This window comes from Streptosporangium canum (genome assembly GCF_900113865.1).
Taxonomy (GTDB): domain Bacteria; phylum Actinomycetota; class Actinomycetes; order Streptosporangiales; family Streptosporangiaceae; genus Streptosporangium; species Streptosporangium canum.
Map to the genome: position 1 here is coordinate 143,520 of NZ_FOQY01000007.1, position 22,362 is coordinate 165,881.

Sequence of the window (22,362 nt, forward strand, 5' to 3'; positions counted from 1 at the left end):
TGGTCGCGCGGAAACTGGTTAGCATCCACGCCTCCCCCTCGGGCACGGCTCGCCGCATCGTCGGGGCCTCGCTCTTGGCCTGGCCCCGACAACCGCATCTTTTCATTTGTCCACGTAGCTTGTGACCCGCTTGCGCGGCGCCGGCTAGCTCGCGTAACGCTCGGCGAGGCCGACGAGGGTCCGGGTGATCGCCCCGGTGCCGCCCTTCGGCGTGTAGCCGTGGGGCTCCCCCTTGTTGAAGGCCGGTCCCGCCATGTCGATGTGGGCCCAACGGACCCCGTCCGGCACGAATTCCCGAAGGAAGATGCCCGCCGTCAGCATGCCGCCGAAGCGCTCCGGGTGGAGGTTGGCGATGTCGGCGACGGGGGAGTCGAGCCCCTTGCGGAGCTCTTCCGGCAGGGGCATGCCCCACGCGGCCTCGCCCTGCTCGCCGGCCGTACGGACGACCTCCTCGCGGAGCTCGTCGTCGTTGGCCATGACGCCGGCCGTACGCCAGCCGAGCGCCACGATCTGCGCCCCGGTGAGCGTGGCGACGTCCACGATCAGGTCGGGGTCGTCCTGGCCGGCGCGGGCGATGCCGTCGATCAGGACCAGGCGGCCCTCGGCGTCGGTGTCGAGCACCTCGACGGTCTTGCCCGCGAAGCTGGTGAAGACGTCGGAGGGGCGCTGGGCGGTGCCGCTGGGCATGTTCTCCGCCAGGCAGAGATAGCCGATCGCGTTGACCTTGAGGCCCAGCTTGGCGATCGCGACGAGCGCGCCGAAGACCGCGCCCGCGCCGCTCATGTCGGACTTCATCCAGTCCATCGAGGACGTCGGCTTGAGCGACAGGCCGCCGGAGTCGAAGGTGATGCCCTTGCCGACGAACGCGACCGTCTTGGCGGCCTCCGGGTGGCTGTAGGCGAGGCGGACCAGGCGCGGCGGGTTGGCCGAACCCTGGCCTACGGCGACGATGCCGCCGTAGCCCTCCTCCTTGAGGGCCTTGTCGTCCAGAACCTCGACCGACAGGCCCGCCGCCGAGCCGGTCTGCTCGGCGATCTCGGCGAAGCGGGCCGGCCACAGGTCCGAGGGCGGGGTGTTGACCAGGTCGCGGACCAGGGAGACCGAGGCGGCCACGGTGGCGGCGCGCTCGACCGCGGCCTGAGCGCCGTCGGCGCCGCTCAGCACGGTCAGCTCGGCCACCGGGGCGGTCTGCTCGCCGGTGGTCCGGTATGTGGTGAAGGAGTAGGCGCCGAGCAGGGCGCCCTGGGCGACGGCCCCGGCCCGCTGCGCGTCGGCGGCGGGCAGCGCGAGCGCGACGCGGGCGGTCCCCGCGAGGGCGCGCGAGGCGGTGCCCGCGGCGCGGCGCAGGGACTCGGTGTCGTAGTCGCCCTCGGGAGCGTCACCGAGGCCGACGACGGCCAGGAGCGGGGCGGACAGCGCGCCGAAGGTCGGAAGCTTGGCGATCTCGCCCTGCTTGCCCTTGACGCCCATCGCGAGGAGTGTCGCGGCGAGCCCGCCGCCCAGCGCCTCGTCCACACTTTCGGCCCCCGGAGCGGGACGCGGGCCGTCCGGGCCGGTGTGGACGCCGACGACCAGGGCATCGGTATCAAACGAGACAGCGTTGTCAGTTGAGTTCAGCCGCACAGTGGTCACGTCGCCCGATGCTAGTCGGGCTTGCGCAGTACGCATAAACGCGGGTTCGTCCTACGAATCACTCGGCCCGATGATGCCACTTCGATTAGCACCATTCGGAGTGATGGTGCTAATGTCGATAGCACTATGTTGATCACCTTGGATCTGAACGATCCCCGGCCCCTGCACGACCAGGTGGCCGAGGCGATCCGGCGCGCCGTCGCCGAGGGTTCCTACGCGCCGGGAGACCGGCTTCCACCGGCCCGCGACCTGGCCGAGGCGCTGGGCATCAACGCCAACACGGTGCTGCGCGCCCTGCGGGACCTGCGCGACGAGGGCGTGCTGGAGTTCCGCCGCGGGCGCGGCGTGAGCGTGCTCAGCCGCCCCGACCCCCGCAGCGTGCTGGAGGAGAGGCTCCGGTCGCTGCTCGCCGAGGCGAGCCAGTACGGCTACCGGCACGACGACGTCATCGACTTGATCAGGGAGATCTCGTGACCGCGCCGGACGGCCGGTCACCGGAGGGAGAGACCGCCATGGGCCTGCGAGGCCGATTCGTTTCCGTGGCCGCCGGCTGGGTGACGCTGGTGACCGCCGTGCTGGTCGCCGTGCCGTTGACGCTGCGCGACCGGCTGCCCGACCCGCTGGCCGTCCACTGGGGGCCGTCGGGCGGCCCCGACGGGTCGGCGCCCTTCACCGTCGCGCTGGTCGCCTGGACGGCGGTGTGGCTGCTGATCGGGGCCGGGGCCTGCGTGTCGGCCGCCGCCACCGGCGCCGCGAGGCTGCGCCGCCGCGCCGGCCGGATGGGGCTGGGAGCGCTGCTGGGCGGAGGCGGCCTGTTCTTCCTGGCCGTCCAGCTCGCCACCGTGTCGGCCAACCTCGACGCGCCCGACTGGCGGCGGGCGGGCAGCCTGTCCCTCGCCGCGCTGCTGGCCCCGGCCGGGCTGGCACTGGGCGGCTGGCTGGGCGCGCTCGCCGCCCGCCCCGGCCCCGACGAGGTCTCCCGGCGCGGCGGCACCGACGCCGACCTGCTCGAACTGCGCCCCGGCCAGCGGGCGGTCTGGGTCTCCTCCGCCCGCAACGGCTGGCTCCTCGCCATCGGGGCCTCCCTCGCCGCCGTCGGGACGGGCCTGCTGGTGGCCGCGGCGTTCGGCGCGGAGAGCGCCCCCTGGCCCACCTTCGTGGCCGCGATCGTCGCCGGTCTCCTCTGCGTGGCGCTCAGCTCGGTGCGCGTGCGGATCGCCCAGGACGGCCTCCAGGTCTCCTACGGGCCGCTGCGCCTGCCCCGCAGGCACGTCCCGCTCGTCAAGCTGGACAGCGCCTGGTCGGAGGAGCGCTTCCCCCGGGAGGTGGGCGGCTGGGGCGTCCGGGGCCTGCCCGGCGCCGCGACGATCATGCTCCGGGGTGGGGAGTGCCTCGTCGTCCGCTACGCCTCGGGCGGCAGGCTCGCCATCTCGGTCGACGACGCCGAGCGCGGCGCCGCCCTGCTGAACACCCTCGTCATGGAGGGCGCCCGCTGATCCCGGGCGCCGACCGGGACCACCCCCACGCCTGCCCCGAAGTGCTCCCCGCTCCGTGAAGATCTCCCCCCGAAGGTGGTGTCATGCCCCGTCGTCCAGCCGACCTCCGGCTGTTCCTGCTCACCGCGTATGGCCTGGCCTGGCTGTTCGCCCTCCCCATCTGGCTGACGGGAGCCTCTCTCGCCTCCCCGCTGATCATGGTGAGCGGCGTCGCGATGATGTTCACACCGGCACTCGCCGTCCTCGCCGTCCGGCTGTACGGCAGGCGGCGCGCGGCGCCCGGGACCACCTGGCGCGAATGGGCCCGGCGGACGGGGCTGACACTGGGCGAGCGCCGGGGCCGCACCCTCGCGCTCGTCGCGATGGCCTGGTTCGGCACCCCGCTGCTGGCCGCCGCGGCCATCGCGCTCAGCGCCGCCCTGGGGCTGCTCTCCGTCGACCTCGAGGGGCTCAGCCTGTTCCGCGAGGGCCTGGCCGCGGTTTCCCCGGGGCAGGCGCCTTCGGTGGATCCCGGGACGCTGGCCGTCGTGCAGATCGTGGCGGCGTTCCTGATCGCCCCGCTGATCAACTCGGTCGCGGCGTTCGGGGAGGAGTGGGGCTGGCGAGGCTGGCTGCTGCCGCGTCTGATGCCGCTGGGCACCTGGCGGGCGCTGCTGGTGTCCGGCGTGATCTGGGGCCTCTGGCACGCCCCGCTCACCCTGCGCGGCTACAACTACCCCGAGCTCGGCGCGTGGGCGGCGCCCATGTTCGTCGTCTTCTGCGTGGCCTACGGAGCCCTGCTCGGCTGGCTCCGCCTTTACTCCGGGAGCATCTGGCCCGCGGTCGTCGGCCATGGCGCGCTCAACGCGTCGGGGGGTCTCGTCCTGCTCGTCGGCGACGCGGCCGACCCGCCTGACCTCGTCGTCGCCGGGATCACGGGGCTGGTCGGTTCGGCGCTGCTGGCCGTGGTCTCGGCCGCGCTGTTCAAATGGCGGCCGGTCGAGCGGCCCGCCCCGGTGGCCGTCTGACCGGGGTCAGCCCACGGTCACCGCATACACCACCAGCGTGGTGGCCGTGGCGATCTCGACGAGCGCGCCGAGCACGTCCCCGGTGATCCCGCCCAGCCGCCGCACGGCCCTGCGCCGCAGCGCCCAGGCGGCGAGCAGTCCGGCGAGAACGGCCACGCAGGGGCCCCAGAGGGAGGACGAACGCCGGTAACCGGCGCCGGCGGCCGCCAAGCCGGCCGGCCCGTTGGTCTCGGAGAGCATCACTTCTCCAGCGGTTGCGGAGCCACCGGGCGAGACAGCGGCTCCGGGATCGCCGTGAGGGGGAGTGGCTCCGGGATCACCGGGCGAGACGTAGAAGACGGACAGGTCGCGTCCATCGGAGGCGCCGGAGAAGGCGGGCGACACCGGGCTGAACGCGCCGATGGAGGGCAGGAGCGTCAGGGCCGCCGACAGGGCGAGCATGAGCGCCGTCACGGCCAGCGCGGGGCCCCGCCGTACGGTGCCCGCGACCATCGCGCCGAGCCCGCCCGGGCGGGCGGAGGGGACGCCCGCGCGGCAGGCCCAGGTGAGCGCCAGTCTTCCCGCCACGCAGGCGGTGAACAGCGCGGTCGGGCCCGCCCCCGCGGCGGCGACCTCCGACAGCGCCGCCACCTGGGCCAGCAGCGTGAAGATCAGCGTCACGACGCCGAACGGGCCGATGTCGGAGCGCTTCATGATGTCCAGCGCCTGTCCGGCGGGCCTGCCGCTGCCCAGCCCGTCGGCCAGGTCGGCCAGCCCGTCCAGGTGCAGCCCCCGTGTGAGCAGCGCCACGGTGGCCACGGCCAGCGCCGACGCCAGGAGCGGGGTGATCTCCAGCCGCAGCGCCACCGTGAGCACCGCCCCGGCGACGGCTCCGATCAGCGCTCCCACGAACGGGGCGACCGTCATCGCGATCCCCCCGGCCCTGCGGTCGACGACCCCCGGGCGGACGGTGAACACGCTCAACGTGCCGATCGCCAGGCGCACTCCGTCGGCGAACGAGGACGGTCTCTCCGAAGGCGGCGTTTCAGACACGATCGACGATCGTAGTCCGGAACCCCTGGACGGCCGCCTCTCGCACGCCGCCCACCGCCGGGCACCTCCACACGGCACGCTGTCCCATGCCCGGCCCGGTGGCAGGGGCCTGTGCCCGGCCGGACGGGTAACGGGTAGGGGCGGCCCGGGGAGGGGCGGTCAGATGGGCAGGGGGAGGAGGCGGCCGGCCGCCACCAGGGCGACGTCCTCCGATTCGAGGGCCAGCCGCTGGTTCAGGCGGCCGAGGACGTCGCGGAACATCCGGCCGCTGGAGGTGGCGGGCACCACGCCGAGCCCGACCTCGTCGGAGACCGCCACGACCTGGGCGCGGGCCTGCCGCCAGGCGGCCACCAGTTCGTCGCACCGGGCCGTGACCGCGTCCCGGCCGTCCCCGCCCGACCAGGCGTCGCACTCGTCGAAGACCGCGGCGACCCAGGTGCCGAGCCCGTCGATCAGCATCGGGACCTCGGCGGTCCGGAGCAGTCCGGCCAGGTCGGTGGTCTCGGCCGTGCCCCAGTGAGCCGGTCGGCGGTCACGGTGCGCCTGGACCCGGCGGGTCCATTCGGCGTCGCCGCCGCCGGACGGCCCGGTCGCGACGTAGAGGACCTCAGGCTCGCCCGCCAGCCGGAGTTCGGCCTCGGCCGACTTCCCCGAGCGCGCCCCACCCAGCAGCAGGGTCCGCCGCGGTCGCGGGGGCCGGCCGGGGACGGGTTCGCCGGTGTCGAGGACCGTCCCGTCCGGTACGGCCCGCACTCCCCACAGCGCCGCCCGCCGCGCCAGCTCCGCCTCCGTCGGCACCCGATGATCGATGTCCACGGCCACGACGTGGGTCCGCTCGCCGATCACGCCTCGGCGGCGCAGATCTCCCAGCCGCTCCGGCCGGTCCAGCACGTCGATCAGCACCAGATCGCAGACGGCCGGCCCGTTCTCCGCGCGCGCCGGGACCCGCTCCGCTCCGCGCTCGCCGTACCGGTCCGCCGAGGGCGGGGCGTCACGGGAGTCCGGGGAAGGGGCCGGGGATGAGGTGTCGTGGGAGGCGGCCGGGGCCGCGTAGAGAACCCGCTCCCCGCCAGGGGTGGTGAGGGTCAGACCGTCCGGGCCGGTGGAGACCCGGTGGCCGGACGGGAGTGGGCCGGTGAGCGGGAGCCGTACGGAGTCGTCGGCGAGGGTGACTCCGGTGGGGCGGCTGGAGACCTGGTGGCAGGGCGGGAGTGGGCCGGTGAGCGGGAGCCGTACGGAGTCGTCGGTGAGGGTGACTTCGGTGGGGCGGCGGTGGCCGGGGGTGAGGCGCCCGCAGGAGGCGCACCCACAGCCCGGGGCAGGCCAGCCGGGGACCGCCGCCGTGCCGGAGATCAGGACTTTCACGGCCTCAGGGTAGGCGCACCCGGCCTGGCAGGCCGAAGGCGGTCGCACCGCTCAACCGGGTGGAAGGCGTGCTGTTTCCCTCAACCGGGTGGAAGGCGTGCCGTTCACCGGGGAGGTGCCGCCCGCCGGGGCAGGGGCACCGCCCCCCCGCCGCGCGGGCATGGCAGGGGAGGCGTGGCTCGGGGCGACGGACGCGCGGCTGCCTCCGGCCGCCCTCATGCTCGGGGATGTAGGGTTCGCTGAGCCGTCGGAGGCGCCGGCAGAACCCGCGAGAAGGAGCGTGTGACATGACCTGGCACTGGCGCTATGAGAACGCGAACGGCGGGCTGGTGACCGAGGGGGTCGTGCCGCCCGAAACGTTCCCGAGTCAGGCGGACGCGGAGTCGTGGCTCGGTGAGAGCTGGCGTGAGCTGCTGGAAGCCGGTGTCGAGAAGGTCACTCTGCTTGAGGACGACCGGGTCGAATACGAGAAGATGTCACTGCGCCCCGAATGACATTTCCGCGTCCTGAATGACGTCTCCGCGCCCCGAATGAAAAGGAAAACCCTTGAGCCGCCATTGCAGGAATGGCGGCTCAAGGGGTTCTGGCTGTTCGGGTGACTACGGGCGCTTCTCGGGGCTGACGGTCTTGGCGGGGTCGCGCTCGACCACCGGGCCGAGAACGTCGTCGATCTTCTTCAGCACCTCGGCGTCCAGCTTCACCCCGGAGGCCTTGACGTTGTCGCGGACCTGCTCCGGCTTGGTCGCCCCGATGATGGCGGAGGCCACGTTCGGGTTCTGCAGCACCCACGCCACCGCGAGCTGGGCCATGCTCAGCCCGAGGTCGCCGGCGATCGGCTTCAGGTCCTGGACGCGGGTGAGCACGTCGTCGTTCAGCATCCGGGAGATGAAGTTGCCACCGCTGGGGTCGGTGGCCCGGGAGCCGGCGGGCGGCGGCTGGCCCGGCAGATACTTGCCGGTCAGCACGCCCTGGGCGATCGGGGACCAGACGATCTGGCTGAGGCCCTCCTTCTCGGACAGCGGCACGACCTCGGCCTCGATGACCCGCCACAGCATCGAGTACTGCGGCTGGTTGGATACCAGGCGGTCGAAGCCCATCTCGTCGGCGATCTTCAAGGCCTGGGCGATCTGGTCGGCGGTCCACTCGCTGACGCCGACGTAGAGGACCTTGCCCTGGCGTACGAGGTCGTCGAAGGTCTTGAGGGTCTCCTCAAGGGGCGTCTCGTTGTCGAAGCGGTGGGCCTGGTACAGGTCGACGTAGTCGGTCTGCAGGCGGCGCAGCGAGCCGTGAACGGACTCGGTGATGTGCTTGCGGGAGAGGCCGCGGTCGTTGGGGCCGGCACCCGTGGGCCAGTAGACCTTGGTGAAGATCTCCAGAGACTCGCGGCGGACGCCCTTCAGGGCGCGGCCGAGCACCTCCTCCGCCTTGGTGTCCGCGTACACGTCGGCGGTGTCGAAGGTGGTGATCCCCTCGTCGAGCGCCGCCCGCACGCATTCCCGGGCGGCGTCCTCCTCGACCTGGGAACCATGAGTGATCCAGTTGCCGTAGCTGATCTCACTGACCATGAGGCCGCTACGGCCAAGGTGGCGGAATTCCATGCTTCCGACCCTAGTAGGTGTCATGCGACAGACCGATTCGGGATACTCTGCCCGGCGTGTTGCGGTTGATCACTTCTCGATGGGTACGGCTCGCACTCGTGGCCGCCGCGGTGGCGGCGATCGTCGTGGCGGTCCTGCGCCTGCGCCGGTCTCCGGCCGTCCCCGGGGACGCCCTCCGCACGGAGATCGCCCCCGGATCCGGACTCGGACCCGAGGTCGAGGCCGTACCGGCTCCCTCACCGCAGTGGCCCCCCGCTCCGATCCTCGGCACCCCCACCGCCGACGACCTCAAGCGTTACGCCGTCAGGCCCTACATCCCCCGTTTCCTGGCCCCGGACTCTCCGCCGCGAAAGCCCCTGGACGACCTCACCCGGCGCCGCCTGACCCGCTGGGGTGCCGTCGCCGTCGCGCTGTGCCTGCTGGTGTTCGGCACGCAGGCCCTGGAGAACGCGACATTCTCCAAGGAGCCGACGGTCACGGAGGAGGCCACGGGGGAGATCCGTTTCGGGGACATGTCCGAGACCCTGATCGGCCCGTGCGTGCCCGGCGAGCCGGACCCGGCCACGGTGATAGCGGGTGACCGCGTCGGCACGCTCTGCGCGGAGGGCACCTCCCGATGGTCGCAGGCGGAGGCCCCGTTCCCCGTGGACACCGCCCCGGCTCCGGACGGCACCGCGACGGCCCCGGACGAGACGGTTCCCGACGCCGACTGCCACCCCGTGACACGGGCGCCCCGGGTGCGGCCACTCAGCCCGAGGGTCACCCGGGCGGTGAACCGGCAGTGGGCGCGGATCGAGAGGTGGCTGAAGGCGAACGCCCCCGCGAGCCGCCGCACGCTCAGGGGGCCCGCCAGGGCCCGGACGATCGCGGTCGCGGAGGCCCAGATGGGCCTGCGCTTCCCCAACGACCTGCGTGCCTCCCTGCTGCGGCACAACGGCGCCGCGGCCGTGGACGGGACCTGGCCGTTCGGCTTCCTGCCCAACGGGTTCCTCGGCGTCCGCGAGATCCGCGACACCTGGCGGATGCTGTGCGGGATCGACGACGAGCTCGAGGACCGGGGTGAGGGCTCCGACCCGCGTACGGAGTGGTGGGATGGGCGCATGATCCCGTTCGGCTCCGACGGGAGCGGCAACCATCTGGTGGTCGACTCGGTCATGCGCGACGTGGGGGAGACCGACCACGAGGGCCAGATGAGCTTCACGCCCGGCGGGGTCCCGATCCGCTCGCACTACGCCCTGCTCAAGGCGGTCGCCGACGCGATGGAGACCGACGGCGCCGTCGGCTACTGGAAGCCCGGGGTGACCGAGGGTGAGCTCGACTGGGACGTCGTGAACTGAGGCCGCGGTACGGCTACCGCCGGAGCCGGCCGCTCAGCGGCACCCCGCCCCGCCGGATGACCGGGCGGGGCGGAGGGACGCGATGTCCTCGGAGAGGACCCGGACGCCTACTTCTTCGCCGGGACGGGCTTGCCGCCGGGGAGGAAGGCGGGCGGCGGGAAGCGCAGCTTGCGGATCTGCAGCGCGCGCATGGCGGCGTAGAAGCCGACGCCCTTGACGCTCTCGCCGGGGAACTTCTCGGTCACGAGCTTCTTGACCTTCCAGGACACCCAGACCGAGGTGAACAGCACGCCGACCATCATGATCGGCCAGCCGATCGTGATGACGGCGGCGTAGATGTACTGCCGGGTCTCGCCGGGGAAGGGGACCCAGGTGAGCAGCAGGATCAGCAGCGAGAACGGCAGGAAATACTGGCTGATGATCCGGCGGGAGTCCACCCAGTCACGGGCGAACTTGCGTGCCGGGCCCCGGTCGCGTGCCGGGAAGTAGCGCTCGTCGCCGCGCATCATGCCCTCGCGCGCCTTGACGCGGTCGTTGGCCTGGCGTTCGCGGAGCTGCTTGTAGGCCTCTTTGCGGTTCTGGGGGGCGTTCACCGGCTGGCGGCGACGGCCTTCGGCGTCCCGGCGCTTGGGTGTGGGACGCCCCTTGCCCGCAGGCTTAGGATCGTTAGCGGAGACGGGGGAGTCGTCCGCGGTGGTCTGGGTACGTCGGAACACATCGTCAGCCTACCGGGACTGCAACTTAGTGACGCCCTCGTGCGTTATGCGTAGGGTGAACCTAGGTGGCTCCGGAGCTTTCTATGGGGGGCTGGAATCACTGGGGTGACCCGAAGCGCATTTGAAGAAGGGGACGGCCGACGCGCATGAGCGTGATGAAGAGACTTTCCATGATCTTCAAGTCCAAGGCCAACAACGCCTTGGACAAGATGGAGGATCCACGCGAAACCCTGGACTACTCCTACCAGCGTCAGTTGGAGTTGTTGCAGAAGGTGCGCCGGGGTGTGGCCGACGTCGCCACCTCGCGCAAGCGGGTGGAGCTGCAGATCAACCAGATCGAGGCCCAGTCGCGCAAGCTTGAGGAGCAGGGCCGCAAGGCGCTGGGCGTCGGCCGCGAGGACCTCGCCCGCGAGGCGCTGACCCGCCGGTCGAGCCTGCAGACCCAGATCGCCGACCTCCGCGTCCAGCACGACAACCTGCAGGGCGAGGAGGAGAAGCTCACCACCGCCTCGCACCGGCTGCAGGCCAAGGTCGACTCCTTCCGCACCCGCAAGGAGACGATCAAGGCGACCTACACCGCGGCCGAGGCTCAGACGCGGATCAACGAGGCCTTCTCCGGCATCTCCGAGGAGATGGGCGACGTCGGTCTGGCGATCCAGCGGGCCGAGGACAAGACGGCCTCGATGCAGGCCCGCGCGGGCGCCATCGACGAGCTGCTGGCCAGCGGTGCGCTCGACGACTTCAGCGGGCAGCGCGGCGACGACATCCAGGCCGAGCTGGACCGCATGGGCGGCGGCCAGGACGTGGAGCTGGAGATCGCCCGGATGAAGGCCGAGCTCGGGCAGGGCTCCGCGCCCAAGAGCGCGATCGAGTCCGGAGCGCCCCAGCAGCAGCCCCACCAGCAGCCTCAGCAGCAGCAGTCCCCCCAGACCCAGCAGTACCGTCAGCCGGGGGAGGGGCTGTGATCGTTCGCATCATGGGCGAGGGCCAGACCGAGATCGATCCCAGCGACCTCGGCGTTCTCAACGCCCTGGACGGTGAGCTGGAGGCGGCGATCGAGGCCGGCGACGAGGAGGTCTTCCGGGCCCGCCTGCACGATCTGCTGGACAAGGTCCGCCATGTCGGCAAGGCGCTCCCGGACGACAGTCTGGAGTCCTCGGAGCTGATTTTGCCTCCGGCTGACGCTTCCATGGAAGAAGTGCGGGAGATGCTCGGCGATGAGGGGCTGATTCCCGGATAGTTTGGGCATATGGCACACACCCGGTTCGCCCCGGACCGGGGCCTGACCAGTCGCATGGTTCTGACCATGTTCCTGCTCGGACTGCTGTATGTCGTCTTCGTGAGCGTGTTGATCACGCTGGGAGTCCAGACGATCCTGGTGCTGCTCATAGCCGGTGGCACCCTGCTGGTGCAGTACTTCATGTCCGACCGCATCGCGCTGTTCGCGATGCACGGACGTGAGGTCACCCCGCAGCAGGCCCCGGAGCTGCACGGCATGATCGACCGCCTCTCCGCGATGGCCGACATGCCCAAGCCGCGGGTGGCGATCGCCGATTCGGACGTCCCGAACGCGTTCGCCACCGGCCGTAACCAGAAGAAGGCCGTGGTGTGCGTGACCACCGGCCTGCTGCGCCGCCTGGAGCGGGCCGAGCTTGAGGGCGTGCTCGCCCACGAGATGTCCCACGTCGCCCACCGCGACGTCGCCGTGATGACCATCGCCTCGTTCCTCGGCATCGTCGCCGGGCTCATGACCAGGGTCGCGCTCTACAGCGGCCTGGGGCGCGGCCGCGACGACCGCGGCGGCCTGCCGATCGGCCTGATCATCATGCTGGTCTCCGCCCTGGTGTACGGGGTCAGTTTCCTGCTCACCCGCGCCCTGTCGCGCTACCGCGAGCTGGCCGCCGACCGCGCCGGAGCGCTGCTCACCCAGCGCCCCTCCGTCCTGGCCAGCGCACTCGTCAAGATCAGCGGTGAGATGGCCCGCATCCCGACCAGGGACCTGCGCGAGGCCGAGCCGTTCAACGCCTTCTTCTTCGTCCCCGCGCTGTCGGGTGGCGCCAGCCTGGCGACACTGCTGGCGACCCATCCGCCGCTGAACCGGCGGCTGGAACAGCTCGCCAGGATCTCGGCCCAGCTCGGCCAGGGGGTGTGAGCCGGTGAAGTGGTGGGACGCGCTGCTGGGCCGTACCGAAGCGGTGAAACCGGACCTGGACGCGCTGTTCGCGCTGCCGTCGGCGGCGGTGACCCTGCAGGCCGCGACCGGGCTGGCGCCGACCGGGACGGGGTCGGTCTGCTTCCGCTCGGCCGAGGGCGGGGCCTTCGCCGAGCTGGAGCGTGACGTCACCCAGCTGCTCGCCGCCGGCGGAGGGCCGCCGGTGGAGGAGTCCAAGGACGCCTACGGCTACACCTGGCTGCTGGTGCGCCGCACGCCCGAGCAGCTCAGCGACCTGGTCACCGATCTGCACGCGGTCAACTCCTCCCTTGAGGCGGCGGGGTTCGGCCCCTCCCTGCTCTGCTCCCTGGTCGTGTTCGCCGACGAGTCCGCCCGCGCGCTCGCCCTGGTCTACCTCTACAAGCGGGGCACCTTCTACCCGTTCGCACCGCTGTCGGGCCAGCACAGGGACAACGCGCTGGAGCTTCAGGTGCGTGCCGCGGTCGAGGGGGAGCTCCCGATCGAGCCCGACCTCAGCCGCTGGTTCCCCCTGTGGGGCGCCCCCGGGCTCTAGAGCGATGCACGCCCGGCGGAGGCTGACCTGGATCGCGGCCTGCGGATTCGCCGTCGCGGGCCTGTGCTACAGCGCCTGGCTGCCGGTGCAGTTCCTCAACCCCGGCATCGGCGGGCCGGACGCGTACGTCAGCGAGCTGGCGGCCGCCGACCAGCCGTGGTCGTGGCTGGTGCGGGCCGCCGACGTGATCTCCGGGATCGCCTGCCTGGCCGCGGTGGCCCTGGTCCCCGACGAGCGTCCCGGCCGGTGGGGCGCGCTCGGCTGGCTCGGTCTCGCGCTGCTGGGCGGGATGACGGTTCTGGACAGCGGCCTGTTCCCGCTGGACTGCGCCGCGCTGAGCGATCCCGTGTGCGCGGCGGCCGAGGCGGCGGGGCGGGTCTCACCGTCCCACCGGATCCACACGGCGACCAGCGCCCTGGCGTCCGCGGGGGCGATGGTCAGCCTCCTGGCGCTGCCGGTGAGCGCGCTGCGGCGGCGCAGGTGGCCGCTCATCGGGTACGGCGGGGCGGCGCTGGCCGTGCTCATGGCCGTGGCCACGGTGTGGACCCTGGCGGCCGTCGCGTCCGGCGCCCCGGTGGGGCTCGCGCAGCGGTTCCAGGTCGCGGTCATCGGGCTCTGGCTGCTGTTGCTGGGGGCCGCGCTGTGGCGGGACCGGACGATGGCGGCACCGCCGAAGTCGCACGTCCTGCTGGAGGGGACCGGGACGCCGCCGGTGCTGATCTGCGCGGGAATGGCGGGGGCGTGGTTCCACTGGGACCGGGTCGCCGCCGACCTCAGCCGCGACCACGCGGTGATCCGGTTCGACCGGCCGGGCCTGGGCCTCAGCTCCGGCCACCGCAGGCCGCCCACGCTGCGCGAGGAGGCGGACCGGATCGGCGCGCTCGCGGGATCGCCGGCGGTGGTGGTGGGGCACTCGGCGGCGGGCCGGCACGCGGAGGCCTTCGCCCGGCTCCATCCCGGGCGGGTGGCGGGGCTGGTGCTGGTCGACCCCAGTTGCGAGTCCGCGGTGCGGCCCCGCGGCGCGGCGCGGGCGGCGGCCGTGCGCGCCGTACAGCGCGCCCTTCCGGCGCTGGGCGGCACGTTCGGCGCGACCGCCGTCGCCTGCCTGGTGCTGCCCTTCGCGCACCGTCTCCTCATGGGGGCGCACGACCGCGCCCGTACCGTGTACGGCAGGGGCCGGGTCCTGGCCGCCGCGACGGCCGAGTGGCTCGCCTATCCGGACATGACCGCCGAGCTCGACGAGCTGCGCGGGACCCGTCCCTTCCCGGAGATCCCCGTCGTCATCCTCAGCGCCGGTCCGGAGGACCGCTGCCACCACGACCTCGCCGAGCTCCTCGACGCCAAGCTGATCGCCCTGCCCGGCACCGGGCACGAGGTCCAGCTCGAAAGCCCCGAGGCGATCGCCGAAGCGGTCCGGACGATTAGCAGATTTCACGATACGTAGCCGGGTATACGATCTGAGTAGCGATCATCTCGGGGGTGATGATGGCATCTCGGCTGAAGGATCGGGACTGGACGGCGGCGGTGCCTCGGGCGCTGGGCGTGTTCTTCGCGGTGCTTGCGGCCTATTCGGCGCTCATCGCGCTCGCCGGGCCGGTCCGGAGACTGCTGCGGCCGGCCACCGACGTGATCAGCACGAGCGTCTTCTCGGTCGAGGCGAACCTCGGCTACGCGGTGTTCCTGGCGATCCTCGCCGGCGCCCTCTCCCGCCACAAGCGCGCGGCGTACTGGCTGCTGGTGGTGCTGCTGTCGCTGACCCTCCTGCTCGACGTGCTCCTGCTGCCCCTGGTCTACCTCTTCGGCGACAGCGCCTTCCGGGGGCACGAATCCACCTGGCTGCTGGCCACCGGGACGGTCAACCTGGTCTTCGTCGCCGGCCTGCTGACCGTGCTGGTGCTCGCGCGCCGCGAGTTCTACGCCAAGGTGCAGCGCGGCGCCTTCCGCAAGGCGCTGCTCACGCTCGCCCTCCTGTTCACGATGTCCTTCGGCGTCGCCTACCTGCTGGTCACCCTCTTCCCCGGCACGCTGGAGTCGCGGGGCAGGTTCGCCTGGGCGCTGGAGAAGTCACTGGGCGGCGCCGTCACCCTCGACCTCGACCGGGTCGGGCACCCGCCGGCCTGGGTCGGCTTCGTCGTGGGCCTGCTGACCGCCGTCGCGATCCTGTCGGCCTTCATGGTCCTGTTCCGCTCCCAACGGGCCAGCGCCGAACTGCCTCCGGAGGAGGAGGCCGGGGTGCGCGCGCTGCTGGCCGCCACCGGGGAGCGCGACTCGCTCGGATACTTCGCCACCCGCAGGGACCGGACCGCGATCTTCTCCCCCAGCGGCAAGGCGGCCGTCTCCTACCGGGTGGTCGCCGGGGTCAGCCTGGCCGGCGGCGACCCGATCGGAGACGTGGAGGCGTGGGAACCGGCCATCCGGACGTGGATGGACCAGGCCGGGGAGTACGGCTGGACCCCGGCGGCCATCGGAGCGAGCGAGGAGGGCGCCAGGGCCTACAACCGGGCCGGGCTGCGGGTCCTCCAGCTCGGCGACGAGGCCGTGATCGAGGTCGCCCGCTTCACCCTGTCCGGCCGGGAGATGCGCGGGGTGCGGCAGGCGGTCAACCGGGTCGAGCGGGCCGGATACACCCTGCGCGTCCGGCGGCACGAGGAGCTGACCCCGCAGGAGATGCGCCGCATCATCGACCGGGCCGAGGCGTGGCGGGACACCGAGGCCGAACGCGGCTTCTCCATGGCGCTGGGACGCCTGGGCGACCCGGCGGACGGCAGGTGCGTGCTGGTCGAGGCACTCGGGCCGGACGGCGGCCACGCCGCGCTGCTGTCGTTCGTGCCGTGGGGCGAGCGCGGCCTCTCCCTGGACCTGATGCGCCGCGACCGCGAGGCCGACAACGGCCTGACGGAGTTCATGGTCTCCGGCCTCGTCAGGCAGGCGCCCACGCTGGGAGTGGAGCACATCTCGCTGAACTTCGCGGTCTTCCGGGCCGCCTTCGAGGAGGGCGCGAGGATCGGCGCCGGGCCGGTGCTGCGGGCCTGGCGGGGGATGCTGCTGTTCTTCTCCCGCTGGTGGCAGCTCGAGTCGCTGTACCGGGCGAACGTGAAGTACCGCCCCGAGTGGGTGCCGCGCTACCTCGCCTACGAGGACGGCCGCGACCTGCCCAAGGTCGGCCTCGCCTCGGTGATCGCCGAAGGCTTCCTGGGGCACGCGCCGAGCCTGCCCACCCTGCTGCGGCGCGGGGAGGGGCCGGTCCGCCCGGCGGTGGAGCCCCCCGCGGCGGCCCGCGCGGCCCTCGCGCCGGAGCCGGGCGAGAGCGATGAGCGCGGCCCCGCCGTACCGGAACAGGTCGGGGTCCGTCTCGCCAAGCTGGACCGGATCCGGGCCGGGGGCGGCGACCCCTACCCGGTGAACTATCCGCGCACCCACACCGCCGCCGAGGTACGGCAGGCCCATCCCGGCCGGGCCGCCGACCTGCGGACCGGGGAGCGGGTGGCGGTGACCGGGAGGGTTACGCTGGTCCGCGACCACGGCGGGCTGCTGTTCGCCACGGTCGCCGACTGGAGCGGCACCCTCCAGCTCATGATCACCAAGGTCGCGGGGCTGGAGCGCTGGCGCGACACGGTGGACCTGGGCGACCACGTAGGCTGCGTCGGCGAGGTCGTCACCACCAGGACCGGGGAGCTGTCGGTGCTCGCCGAGGAGTGGGCGACGACCGCCAAATGCCTGCGCCCGCCGCCCGGCAGGCGGCGCGGCGTGGCCGGCTCGGAGACGTGGGCCCGGCGGCCTCCCCTCGACCCGGTGACCGGCCCCGAGGCCCGCGAGACGCTGCGGATCAGGGGCGCGGTCCTGCACGGCCTCCGCGACGCCCTGGTACGGCGGGGCTTCCTGGAGGTCGAGACGCCCATCCTGCAGTCCGTCCACGGCGGCGCCTGCGCCCGGCCGTTCGTCACCCACATGAACGCCTACGACACGAGGCTCTACCTGCGGATCGCTCCGGAGCTGCACCTCAAGCGGCTGTGCGTGGGCGGGGCGGAGCGGGTCTTCGAGCTCGGCCGGGCCTTCCGCAACGAGGGGGTCTCCTACAAGCACAACCCGGAGTTCACGATGCTGGAGGCCTACCAGGCGTACGCGGACTACCGGACGATGCTGGACCTTGCCCGCGCGCTGGTCCAGGAGGCGGCCGTCGCGGCGTTCGGCGCGCCGGTGATCCGCAGGCACGGGCAGGAGATCGACATCTCCGGAGCCTGGCGGACGGTCGGGGTCAACGAGGCCGTCTCGGAGGCGGCGGGGGAGGAGGTGACCGTGGACACCTCCGTCCAGGAGCTCCGCAAGCTGGCCGACCGCCTGGCGGTGCCGTACGATCCGGGATGGGGGCGGGGCGCGGTGCTCCTGGAGCTGTACGAGCGGCTGGTGGAGGAGCGGACCGCCGGGCCGGTCTTCTACACCGACTTCCCGTCGGAGGTGTCCCCGCTCACCCGGCCGCACCGCCAGGACCCCCGGCTGGCCGAGCGGTGGGACCTGGTCGCCTACGGTGTCGAGCTCGGCACCGCCTACTCCGAGCTGATCGACCCGGTCGAGCAGCGCCGCCGCCTGACCGGGCAGTCGCTGCTGGCCGCCGCCGGGGACCCGGAGGCGATGGAGCTGGATGAGGACTTCCTGCGCACGCTGGAGTACGCCATGCCGCCCACCGGCGGCCTCGGCATCGGCGTGGACCGGCTCATCATGCTGCTGACCGGGAAGACGATCCGGCAGACGCTGGCCTTCCCGCTGACGCGGCCCCGGGGTTGATGCACTGACTGTGACCATTTGCCCTCACAATGGACCGTAAAAAGTCCTTAAAGGGAGGGTGTCGCCATGCCGGACCTCGTGTCCTTGCGGCCTGGGGATCCCGAGCGGGTGCGGGAGTATCAGCTCACCGCGCGGCTCGGCGAGGGCGGTCAGGGGACGGTGTTTCTCGGCGTGTCGCCCACGGGCGCCCGCGTCGCGGTCAAACTACTCCGCGCCGATCTCGCCCAGGACGAGGAGGCGCTGGAGCGTTTCGTCCGCGAGGTCAGCACGACCCAGCGGGTCGCGCCGTTCTGCACCGCCGCGGTCATCGACACCGGCGTCGACCAGCACCGGCCGTACATCGTCAGCGAGTACATCGACGGCCCGACGCTGGACGCCGTCGTGGCCGGCGAGGGGCCGCGCGAGGGCTCGGCCCTGCACCGCCTGGCGATCGGCACGGTGACCGCGCTCGTCGCGATCCACCAGGCCGGGATCGTGCACCGCGACTTCAAGCCGTCCAACGTGCTGCTCGCCTCCGACGGCCCCCGGGTGATCGACTTCGGCATCGCCAAGGCGCTCGACCGGACCTCCACGCTGACCGCGATGGCGATCGGCACCCCCTCCTACATGACCCCCGAGCAACTGGCGGGGGAGACCGCCGGCTCGCCCGCCGACATGTTCGCCTGGGGCTGCACGATGGTCTTCGCGGCCACCGGCGGGCCGCCGTTCGGCACCGACAGCCTGCCCGCGATCTTCAACCGGATCATGAACATGGAGCCCGACCTGCGGGCGATCACCGATCCGGCCCTGCGTGACCTGGTGGGGCAGTGCCTGTCCAAGGACGCCGCCCTGCGGCCCACGGCGGGGGAGGCGCTGCTGCGACTGCTCGGCCACGCCGGCGGCGCGCCGGGCGTGCCGACGCCCACCGCGCCGCGCGGCATCCTCGCCGAGGGCTCGGCGGCGGCCGCGCAGCAGACGGGCCCCGGCTCCGGCGGCCAGGCCCCGGCCCAGCACCCCGGCGCCGCGCAGGGCGGCCATCCGCAGCAGGCCGGCCCGGAGGGCTACCCGCATGCGGGGCCGGACGGCTATCCCCAGGCCGGGCCGGGCCACTCCTATCCCCATCAGACCGGGCCCGGAGGGCATCCGCAGACCGGGTCCGGAGGGCATCCCCATCAGACCGGGCCCGGAGGGCATCCGCAGACCGGGCAGGGCTACCCGCAGCAGTGGGCGGGCGCGGACGGCTACCCCCAGACCGGTCCCGGGGGCTACCCGCAGCACGCCCACCACCAGCAGGGGCCGGGCCACCTTCAGGGCGGGCCCGGCGGTCACCCGCAGCAGGCGGTCCCGCAGCCCTACGGCGGCCCCGCGACCTACCCCTCCCGCGGCGCCTCGCCGTACCCGGGGCAGGGACCGGAGCCGGGGCGCCGGCGCAAGGTCTGGGTCGTGGCCGGCGCGGGGCTCGCGGTCACGCTCGTCGCGGCCGTGGGGATCACGCTGGCGCTGCGCGACACCCCGTCCGACCCGATCGTGTCCACCCACGCGGGCAGCACCTACCCGCCCGCCACCTCCCAGCCGGGCGACCCCACCCCCCAGCCCGGGGAGCCCACCGCCACCCCCGCCGCGACGGTCTCCGGCCCGCCCCGGGCGACCAGGACGGTCAAACTTCCCGGCAGCTCGATCACGCTCCACGAGAGCGACGACGACCCGATCAAGCTGAGCGCCTACAGCCTCGACTGGGACAAGAACCTCTACGTCCGCGCCCCCGGCGGGAGCTTCGCCAAGAACGGCAAATACTTCCAGTACACGACGAACGCCTCCGGCACCCACGCGCTGGCCACCGACAAGGTCTACGACAAGAACAACTACGCCGTCGTCTCCGTCGTCGACCGGCGGTCGGGCTCGGTGAGCAAGATCAAGATCACCAAGGCACCGGTCTACCCGACCCTGCCGCAGTGGTCCCCGGACGGCAGGCGGGGCCTGGTGACGCTGTACGAGGCGGTCGGCGACACCAGCAAGGAGTACGGCTACGCGGTCATCGACATCGCCAGGAAGAAGGCCGCCATCGTCCGCGTGAAGGAGAAGGACGCGGGCACCTGGAGCTACTTCTGGCGGGGGGACGGCCGGGCGGTCGGCACCTGGGCGCTGACCGGCAAGACCCAGCGCATCCGTTTCTACGACCTGCAGGGCACCGTGCTGCAGACCCTGCTGGACGTCGGCACCCCGATCACCGTGGAGGGCGACGACATCTCCCCGTCGGGCACGCTGCTCATGACGTACTGCAAGGGGACCGAGCGGGAGATCTGCGTCTGGTCCACCGCCGCCGACGCCGAGGCCAAGGTCAGGATCCCGTTCGCGACCAAGCGGCTCATCGGCTGGTACGACGACCAGCACATCGCCGGCTGGCGGCGCAAGGGCGCCGGCTACGAGGCGGTAGTGATCGACTTTCGGGGGCAGGTGAAGCGGGTGCTGGCCACCAGCACCGACGCCAAGGAGTACGACAAGCAGTTCATGCGCTTCACCCGGGAGGGCTGACGCGGGGGAGTGGACCCCGCCGGACACGCCGAGGCGGCCGGCCGGGAGACCGCCCGCCCGGCGGCGCCGGGCCGCTCGCCCGGTGGCGGGAGCGCGCGGTGATCCGAAGTTCAAGATATGACAGGGCGCACCGGCGGCTCCCCGCCGCCGCCGCCGCCCCGTGATGCCATGCACCTATGATCAAGTTTCCACGCACCGTGGCCCTGGCCGCGCTCGTCACCATGGGCATGTTCGGCGGGATCGCGTCCGCCGACTCCGGTTCCGGTCCCGTTCCCGGTTCCGCGAAGGTGACGGTGAACGACAACCGGTCGCAGATCACGGTCGTGGGGGAGGGGAACCTGTCCTCCATCCCCGACGTCATGCGCCTGACCGCCGGTGTCGAGGTGCGCCGTTCCTCCGCGAGCACGGCCTTCGCCGACGCGCGCAAGGCCGCCGCCAAGCTGACCGAGGCGCTGCTCGGCACCGGGATCGCGGCCAAGGATCTGCAGACCAACGAGCTGTCCCTCGGCCCCGTGTACGACAACTACCCCGTCGTCGCCGGATACCGGGCGGCACAGGGCGTCGAGGCCGTGGTGCGCGACGTCGACTCCGCCGACAAGGTGATCGACGCGGTGGCCGCGGTCGGGGAGGAGGCCCGGCTGAACGGCGTCTCCTTCGAGGTGTCCGACACCCACAAGATGCTCAAGGCCGCGCGTGACGCGGCCTTCGAGGACGCCCGGGCCCGCGCCGAGCAGTACGCCGAACTGGCCGGTGACGAGCTGGGCCGCGTCGTGTCGATCACCGAGGAGGGGGGCACACCGCCCTCGCCGGTCATGTTCGGCGGCGCGCTGGCGGCCGACAAGGCCTCCATCAGCCCCGGCCAGCAGAACATCTCGGTCCGCGTCCGGGTGGTCTACGAGCTGCGATAGCCCCGGGCGAGCACGACGGGCCCCGGCGGCCGCAGCGCGCCGGGCCCGTTCCGGAGACGCGGATCAGGGCAGGGCCAGCATCCGGTCCAGCGCCACCTTGGCCCAGTGGGTGGTGTCCTCGTCCACCGTGATCTGGTTGACGACCTGACCGGCCGCCAGGGACTCCAGCGCCCACACCAGGTGCGGCAGGTCGATCCGGTTCATCGTCGAGCAGTAGCAGACGGTCCGGTCCAGGAACGTCACGTTCTTGTCGGGGAACATCTGGCCCAGCCGCTTGACCAGGTTCAGCTCGGTGCCCACCGCCCAGGACGACCCGGCCGGCGCCTCTTCGAGCTTCTTGATGATGTATTCGGTCGAGCCGACGTGGTCGGCCTTGGTGACCACCTCGTGCCTGCACTCGGGGTGCACCAGCACGTTGACGCCGGGGATCCGCGCGCGGACGTCGTCCACGCACTCGGAGGTGAAGCGGCCGTGCACCGAGCAGTGGCCCTTCCACAGGATCATCTTGGCGTTCTCGAGCTGCTCGGCGGTCAGCCCGCCGTTCGGCCGGTGCGGGTTGTAGACGACGCACTCGTCCAGCGAGAGGCCCATCTCCAGCACCGCGGTGTTGCGCCCCAGGTGCTGGTCGGGCAGGAACAGCACCTTCTCGCCGCGGGAGAAGGCCCAGTCGAGGGCGCGCCTGGCGTTGGAGGAGGTGCACACGGCGCCGCCGTTGCGCCCGCAGAACGCCTTGATGTCGGCGCTGGAGTTCATGTAGGTGACCGGGACGGTGACGCCGGCGATCCCGGCGTCCTCCAGTGCCTCCCAGCACTCCTCGACCTGGTCGAACGTGGCCATGTCGGCCATCGAGCAGCCGGCCGCGAGGTCGGGCAGCACGACCCGCTGCGAGTCGCCGGTGAGGATGTCGGCGGACTCGGCCATGAAGTGCACGCCGCAGAAGACGATGTACTCGGCGTCCGGCCGGGCCGCCGCCTCACGGGCGAGTTTGAAGGAGTCGCCGGTCACGTCGGCGAACTGGATGACCTCGTCACGCTGGTAGTGGTGCCCCAGCACGAAGACCCGGTCGCCGAGCGCGGCCTTGGCCCGCCGGGCGCGCTCCACCAGCGCCGGGTCGGAGGCGGACGGCAGCTCGCCCGGGCAGTCGACACCGCGCTCACTGTGCGGATCGGTCCCCCTGCCGAGGACGAAGAGCGGAAGCCCGGTCTCGGTGGTCGTCACGGCCACACCCCCTTATCGTCGAACTGACGACTAA

The 22,362-nt window shown here is 72.5% G+C and carries 19 protein-coding genes; 13 read left to right on the forward strand and 6 right to left on the reverse strand.

Features of this window, described 5'->3' with window-relative positions; genetic code table 11:
* Positions 1-144 precede the first annotated feature (144 nt).
* The gene (locus BM085_RS13015; protein WP_093887259.1) at positions 145-1,668 is read right to left on the reverse strand and encodes a leucyl aminopeptidase; all 1,524 of its coding nucleotides are present in this window, start codon (positions 1,666-1,668) and stop codon (positions 145-147) included.
* 102 nt (positions 1,669-1,770) lie between these two features.
* Between BM085_RS13015 and BM085_RS13020 the strand changes: the two genes are divergently transcribed.
* From BM085_RS13020 to BM085_RS13030, 3 genes are all read left to right on the forward strand, one after another.
* Complete coding sequence (locus BM085_RS13020; protein ID WP_093887402.1) at positions 1,771-2,106, forward strand: GntR family transcriptional regulator; 336 nt, start codon at positions 1,771-1,773, stop codon at positions 2,104-2,106.
* Positions 2,103-3,128 (forward strand): DUF1648 domain-containing protein, encoded by a 1,026-nt coding sequence (locus tag BM085_RS13025; protein WP_093887260.1) that lies wholly within the window; start codon positions 2,103-2,105, stop codon positions 3,126-3,128. The genes BM085_RS13020 and BM085_RS13025 overlap by 4 nt, the downstream gene beginning before the upstream one ends.
* Before the next feature lie 83 nt (positions 3,129-3,211).
* Positions 3,212-4,135 carry a CPBP family intramembrane glutamic endopeptidase gene (locus BM085_RS13030; RefSeq protein ID WP_093887261.1) on the forward strand — a complete coding sequence of 308 codons (924 nt, stop codon included), beginning with the start codon at positions 3,212-3,214 and terminating at the stop codon, positions 4,133-4,135.
* Positions 4,136-4,141: 6 nt separating this feature from the next.
* Here the strand turns inward: BM085_RS13030 and BM085_RS13035 are convergent, their stop codons facing one another.
* Together BM085_RS13035 and BM085_RS13040 are read right to left on the reverse strand one after the other, a co-directional pair.
* The gene (locus tag BM085_RS13035; protein WP_245789292.1) at positions 4,142-5,167 is read right to left on the reverse strand and encodes an adenosylcobinamide-GDP ribazoletransferase; all 1,026 of its coding nucleotides are present in this window, start codon (positions 5,165-5,167) and stop codon (positions 4,142-4,144) included.
* Between the two features lie 159 nt (positions 5,168-5,326).
* The gene (locus BM085_RS13040; protein ID WP_093887263.1) at positions 5,327-6,532 is read right to left on the reverse strand and encodes a bifunctional adenosylcobinamide kinase/adenosylcobinamide-phosphate guanylyltransferase; all 1,206 of its coding nucleotides are present in this window, start codon (positions 6,530-6,532) and stop codon (positions 5,327-5,329) included.
* Between the two features lie 287 nt (positions 6,533-6,819).
* On the opposite strand from BM085_RS13040, the gene BM085_RS13045 reads away from it, so the two are divergent.
* The gene (locus BM085_RS13045) at positions 6,820-7,026 is read left to right on the forward strand and encodes a hypothetical protein (RefSeq protein ID WP_031167793.1); all 207 of its coding nucleotides are present in this window, start codon (positions 6,820-6,822) and stop codon (positions 7,024-7,026) included.
* A gap of 105 nt (positions 7,027-7,131) precedes the next feature.
* Here the strand turns inward: BM085_RS13045 and BM085_RS13050 are convergent, their stop codons facing one another.
* Complete coding sequence (locus BM085_RS13050; protein ID WP_093887264.1) at positions 7,132-8,130, reverse strand: aldo/keto reductase family protein; 999 nt, start codon at positions 8,128-8,130, stop codon at positions 7,132-7,134.
* 56 nt (positions 8,131-8,186) lie between these two features.
* On the opposite strand from BM085_RS13050, the gene BM085_RS13055 reads away from it, so the two are divergent.
* Positions 8,187-9,467, forward strand: a complete 1,281-nt coding sequence (locus BM085_RS13055) for an SMI1/KNR4 family protein (protein WP_143120905.1) — start codon at positions 8,187-8,189, stop codon at positions 9,465-9,467.
* A 107-nt stretch (positions 9,468-9,574) separates the two neighbouring features.
* Here the strand turns inward: BM085_RS13055 and BM085_RS13060 are convergent, their stop codons facing one another.
* Positions 9,575-10,183 (reverse strand): DUF3043 domain-containing protein, encoded by a 609-nt coding sequence (locus tag BM085_RS13060; RefSeq protein WP_012889366.1) that lies wholly within the window; start codon positions 10,181-10,183, stop codon positions 9,575-9,577.
* A 146-nt stretch (positions 10,184-10,329) separates the two neighbouring features.
* Between BM085_RS13060 and BM085_RS13065 the strand changes: the two genes are divergently transcribed.
* The 8 genes from BM085_RS13065 (at position 10,330) to BM085_RS13100 (ending at position 21,110) form a co-directional block, all read left to right on the forward strand.
* The gene (locus BM085_RS13065) at positions 10,330-11,148 is read left to right on the forward strand and encodes a PspA/IM30 family protein (RefSeq protein WP_093887266.1); all 819 of its coding nucleotides are present in this window, start codon (positions 10,330-10,332) and stop codon (positions 11,146-11,148) included.
* Positions 11,145-11,423 (forward strand): PspA-associated protein PspAA, encoded by a 279-nt coding sequence (gene pspAA, locus BM085_RS13070; protein WP_093887267.1) that lies wholly within the window; start codon positions 11,145-11,147, stop codon positions 11,421-11,423. The genes BM085_RS13065 and pspAA overlap by 4 nt, the downstream gene beginning before the upstream one ends.
* Positions 11,424-11,432: 9 nt before the next feature.
* Positions 11,433-12,335, forward strand: a complete 903-nt coding sequence (gene htpX / locus BM085_RS13075; RefSeq protein ID WP_093887268.1) for a zinc metalloprotease HtpX — start codon at positions 11,433-11,435, stop codon at positions 12,333-12,335.
* 4 nt (positions 12,336-12,339) lie between these two features.
* The gene (pspAB, locus tag BM085_RS13080; protein WP_093887269.1) at positions 12,340-12,909 is read left to right on the forward strand and encodes a PspA-associated protein PspAB; all 570 of its coding nucleotides are present in this window, start codon (positions 12,340-12,342) and stop codon (positions 12,907-12,909) included.
* Positions 12,910-12,913: 4 nt separating this feature from the next.
* Positions 12,914-14,353, forward strand: a complete 1,440-nt coding sequence (locus BM085_RS13085) for an alpha/beta fold hydrolase (RefSeq protein WP_093887270.1) — start codon at positions 12,914-12,916, stop codon at positions 14,351-14,353.
* 38 nt (positions 14,354-14,391) lie between these two features.
* Positions 14,392-17,691, forward strand: coding sequence for a bifunctional lysylphosphatidylglycerol synthetase/lysine--tRNA ligase LysX (gene lysX / locus BM085_RS13090; RefSeq protein WP_245789304.1), 3,300 nt, complete (start codon positions 14,392-14,394; stop codon positions 17,689-17,691).
* Positions 17,692-17,757: 66 nt separating this feature from the next.
* Complete coding sequence (locus tag BM085_RS45900; RefSeq protein ID WP_093887271.1) at positions 17,758-20,202, forward strand: serine/threonine protein kinase; 2,445 nt, start codon at positions 17,758-17,760, stop codon at positions 20,200-20,202.
* A gap of 176 nt (positions 20,203-20,378) precedes the next feature.
* Positions 20,379-21,110: an SIMPL domain-containing protein gene (locus tag BM085_RS13100; protein WP_093887272.1), complete on the forward strand. Its 732-nt coding sequence runs from the start codon at positions 20,379-20,381 to the stop codon at positions 21,108-21,110.
* Positions 21,111-21,173: 63 nt separating this feature from the next.
* Here BM085_RS13100 and nadA read toward each other — a convergent pair whose 3' ends face one another.
* Entirely contained in the window at positions 21,174-22,328 is a 1,155-nt protein-coding gene (gene nadA / locus BM085_RS13105; protein ID WP_177245088.1) for a quinolinate synthase NadA, read from the reverse strand.
* Positions 22,329-22,362 lie beyond the last annotated feature (34 nt).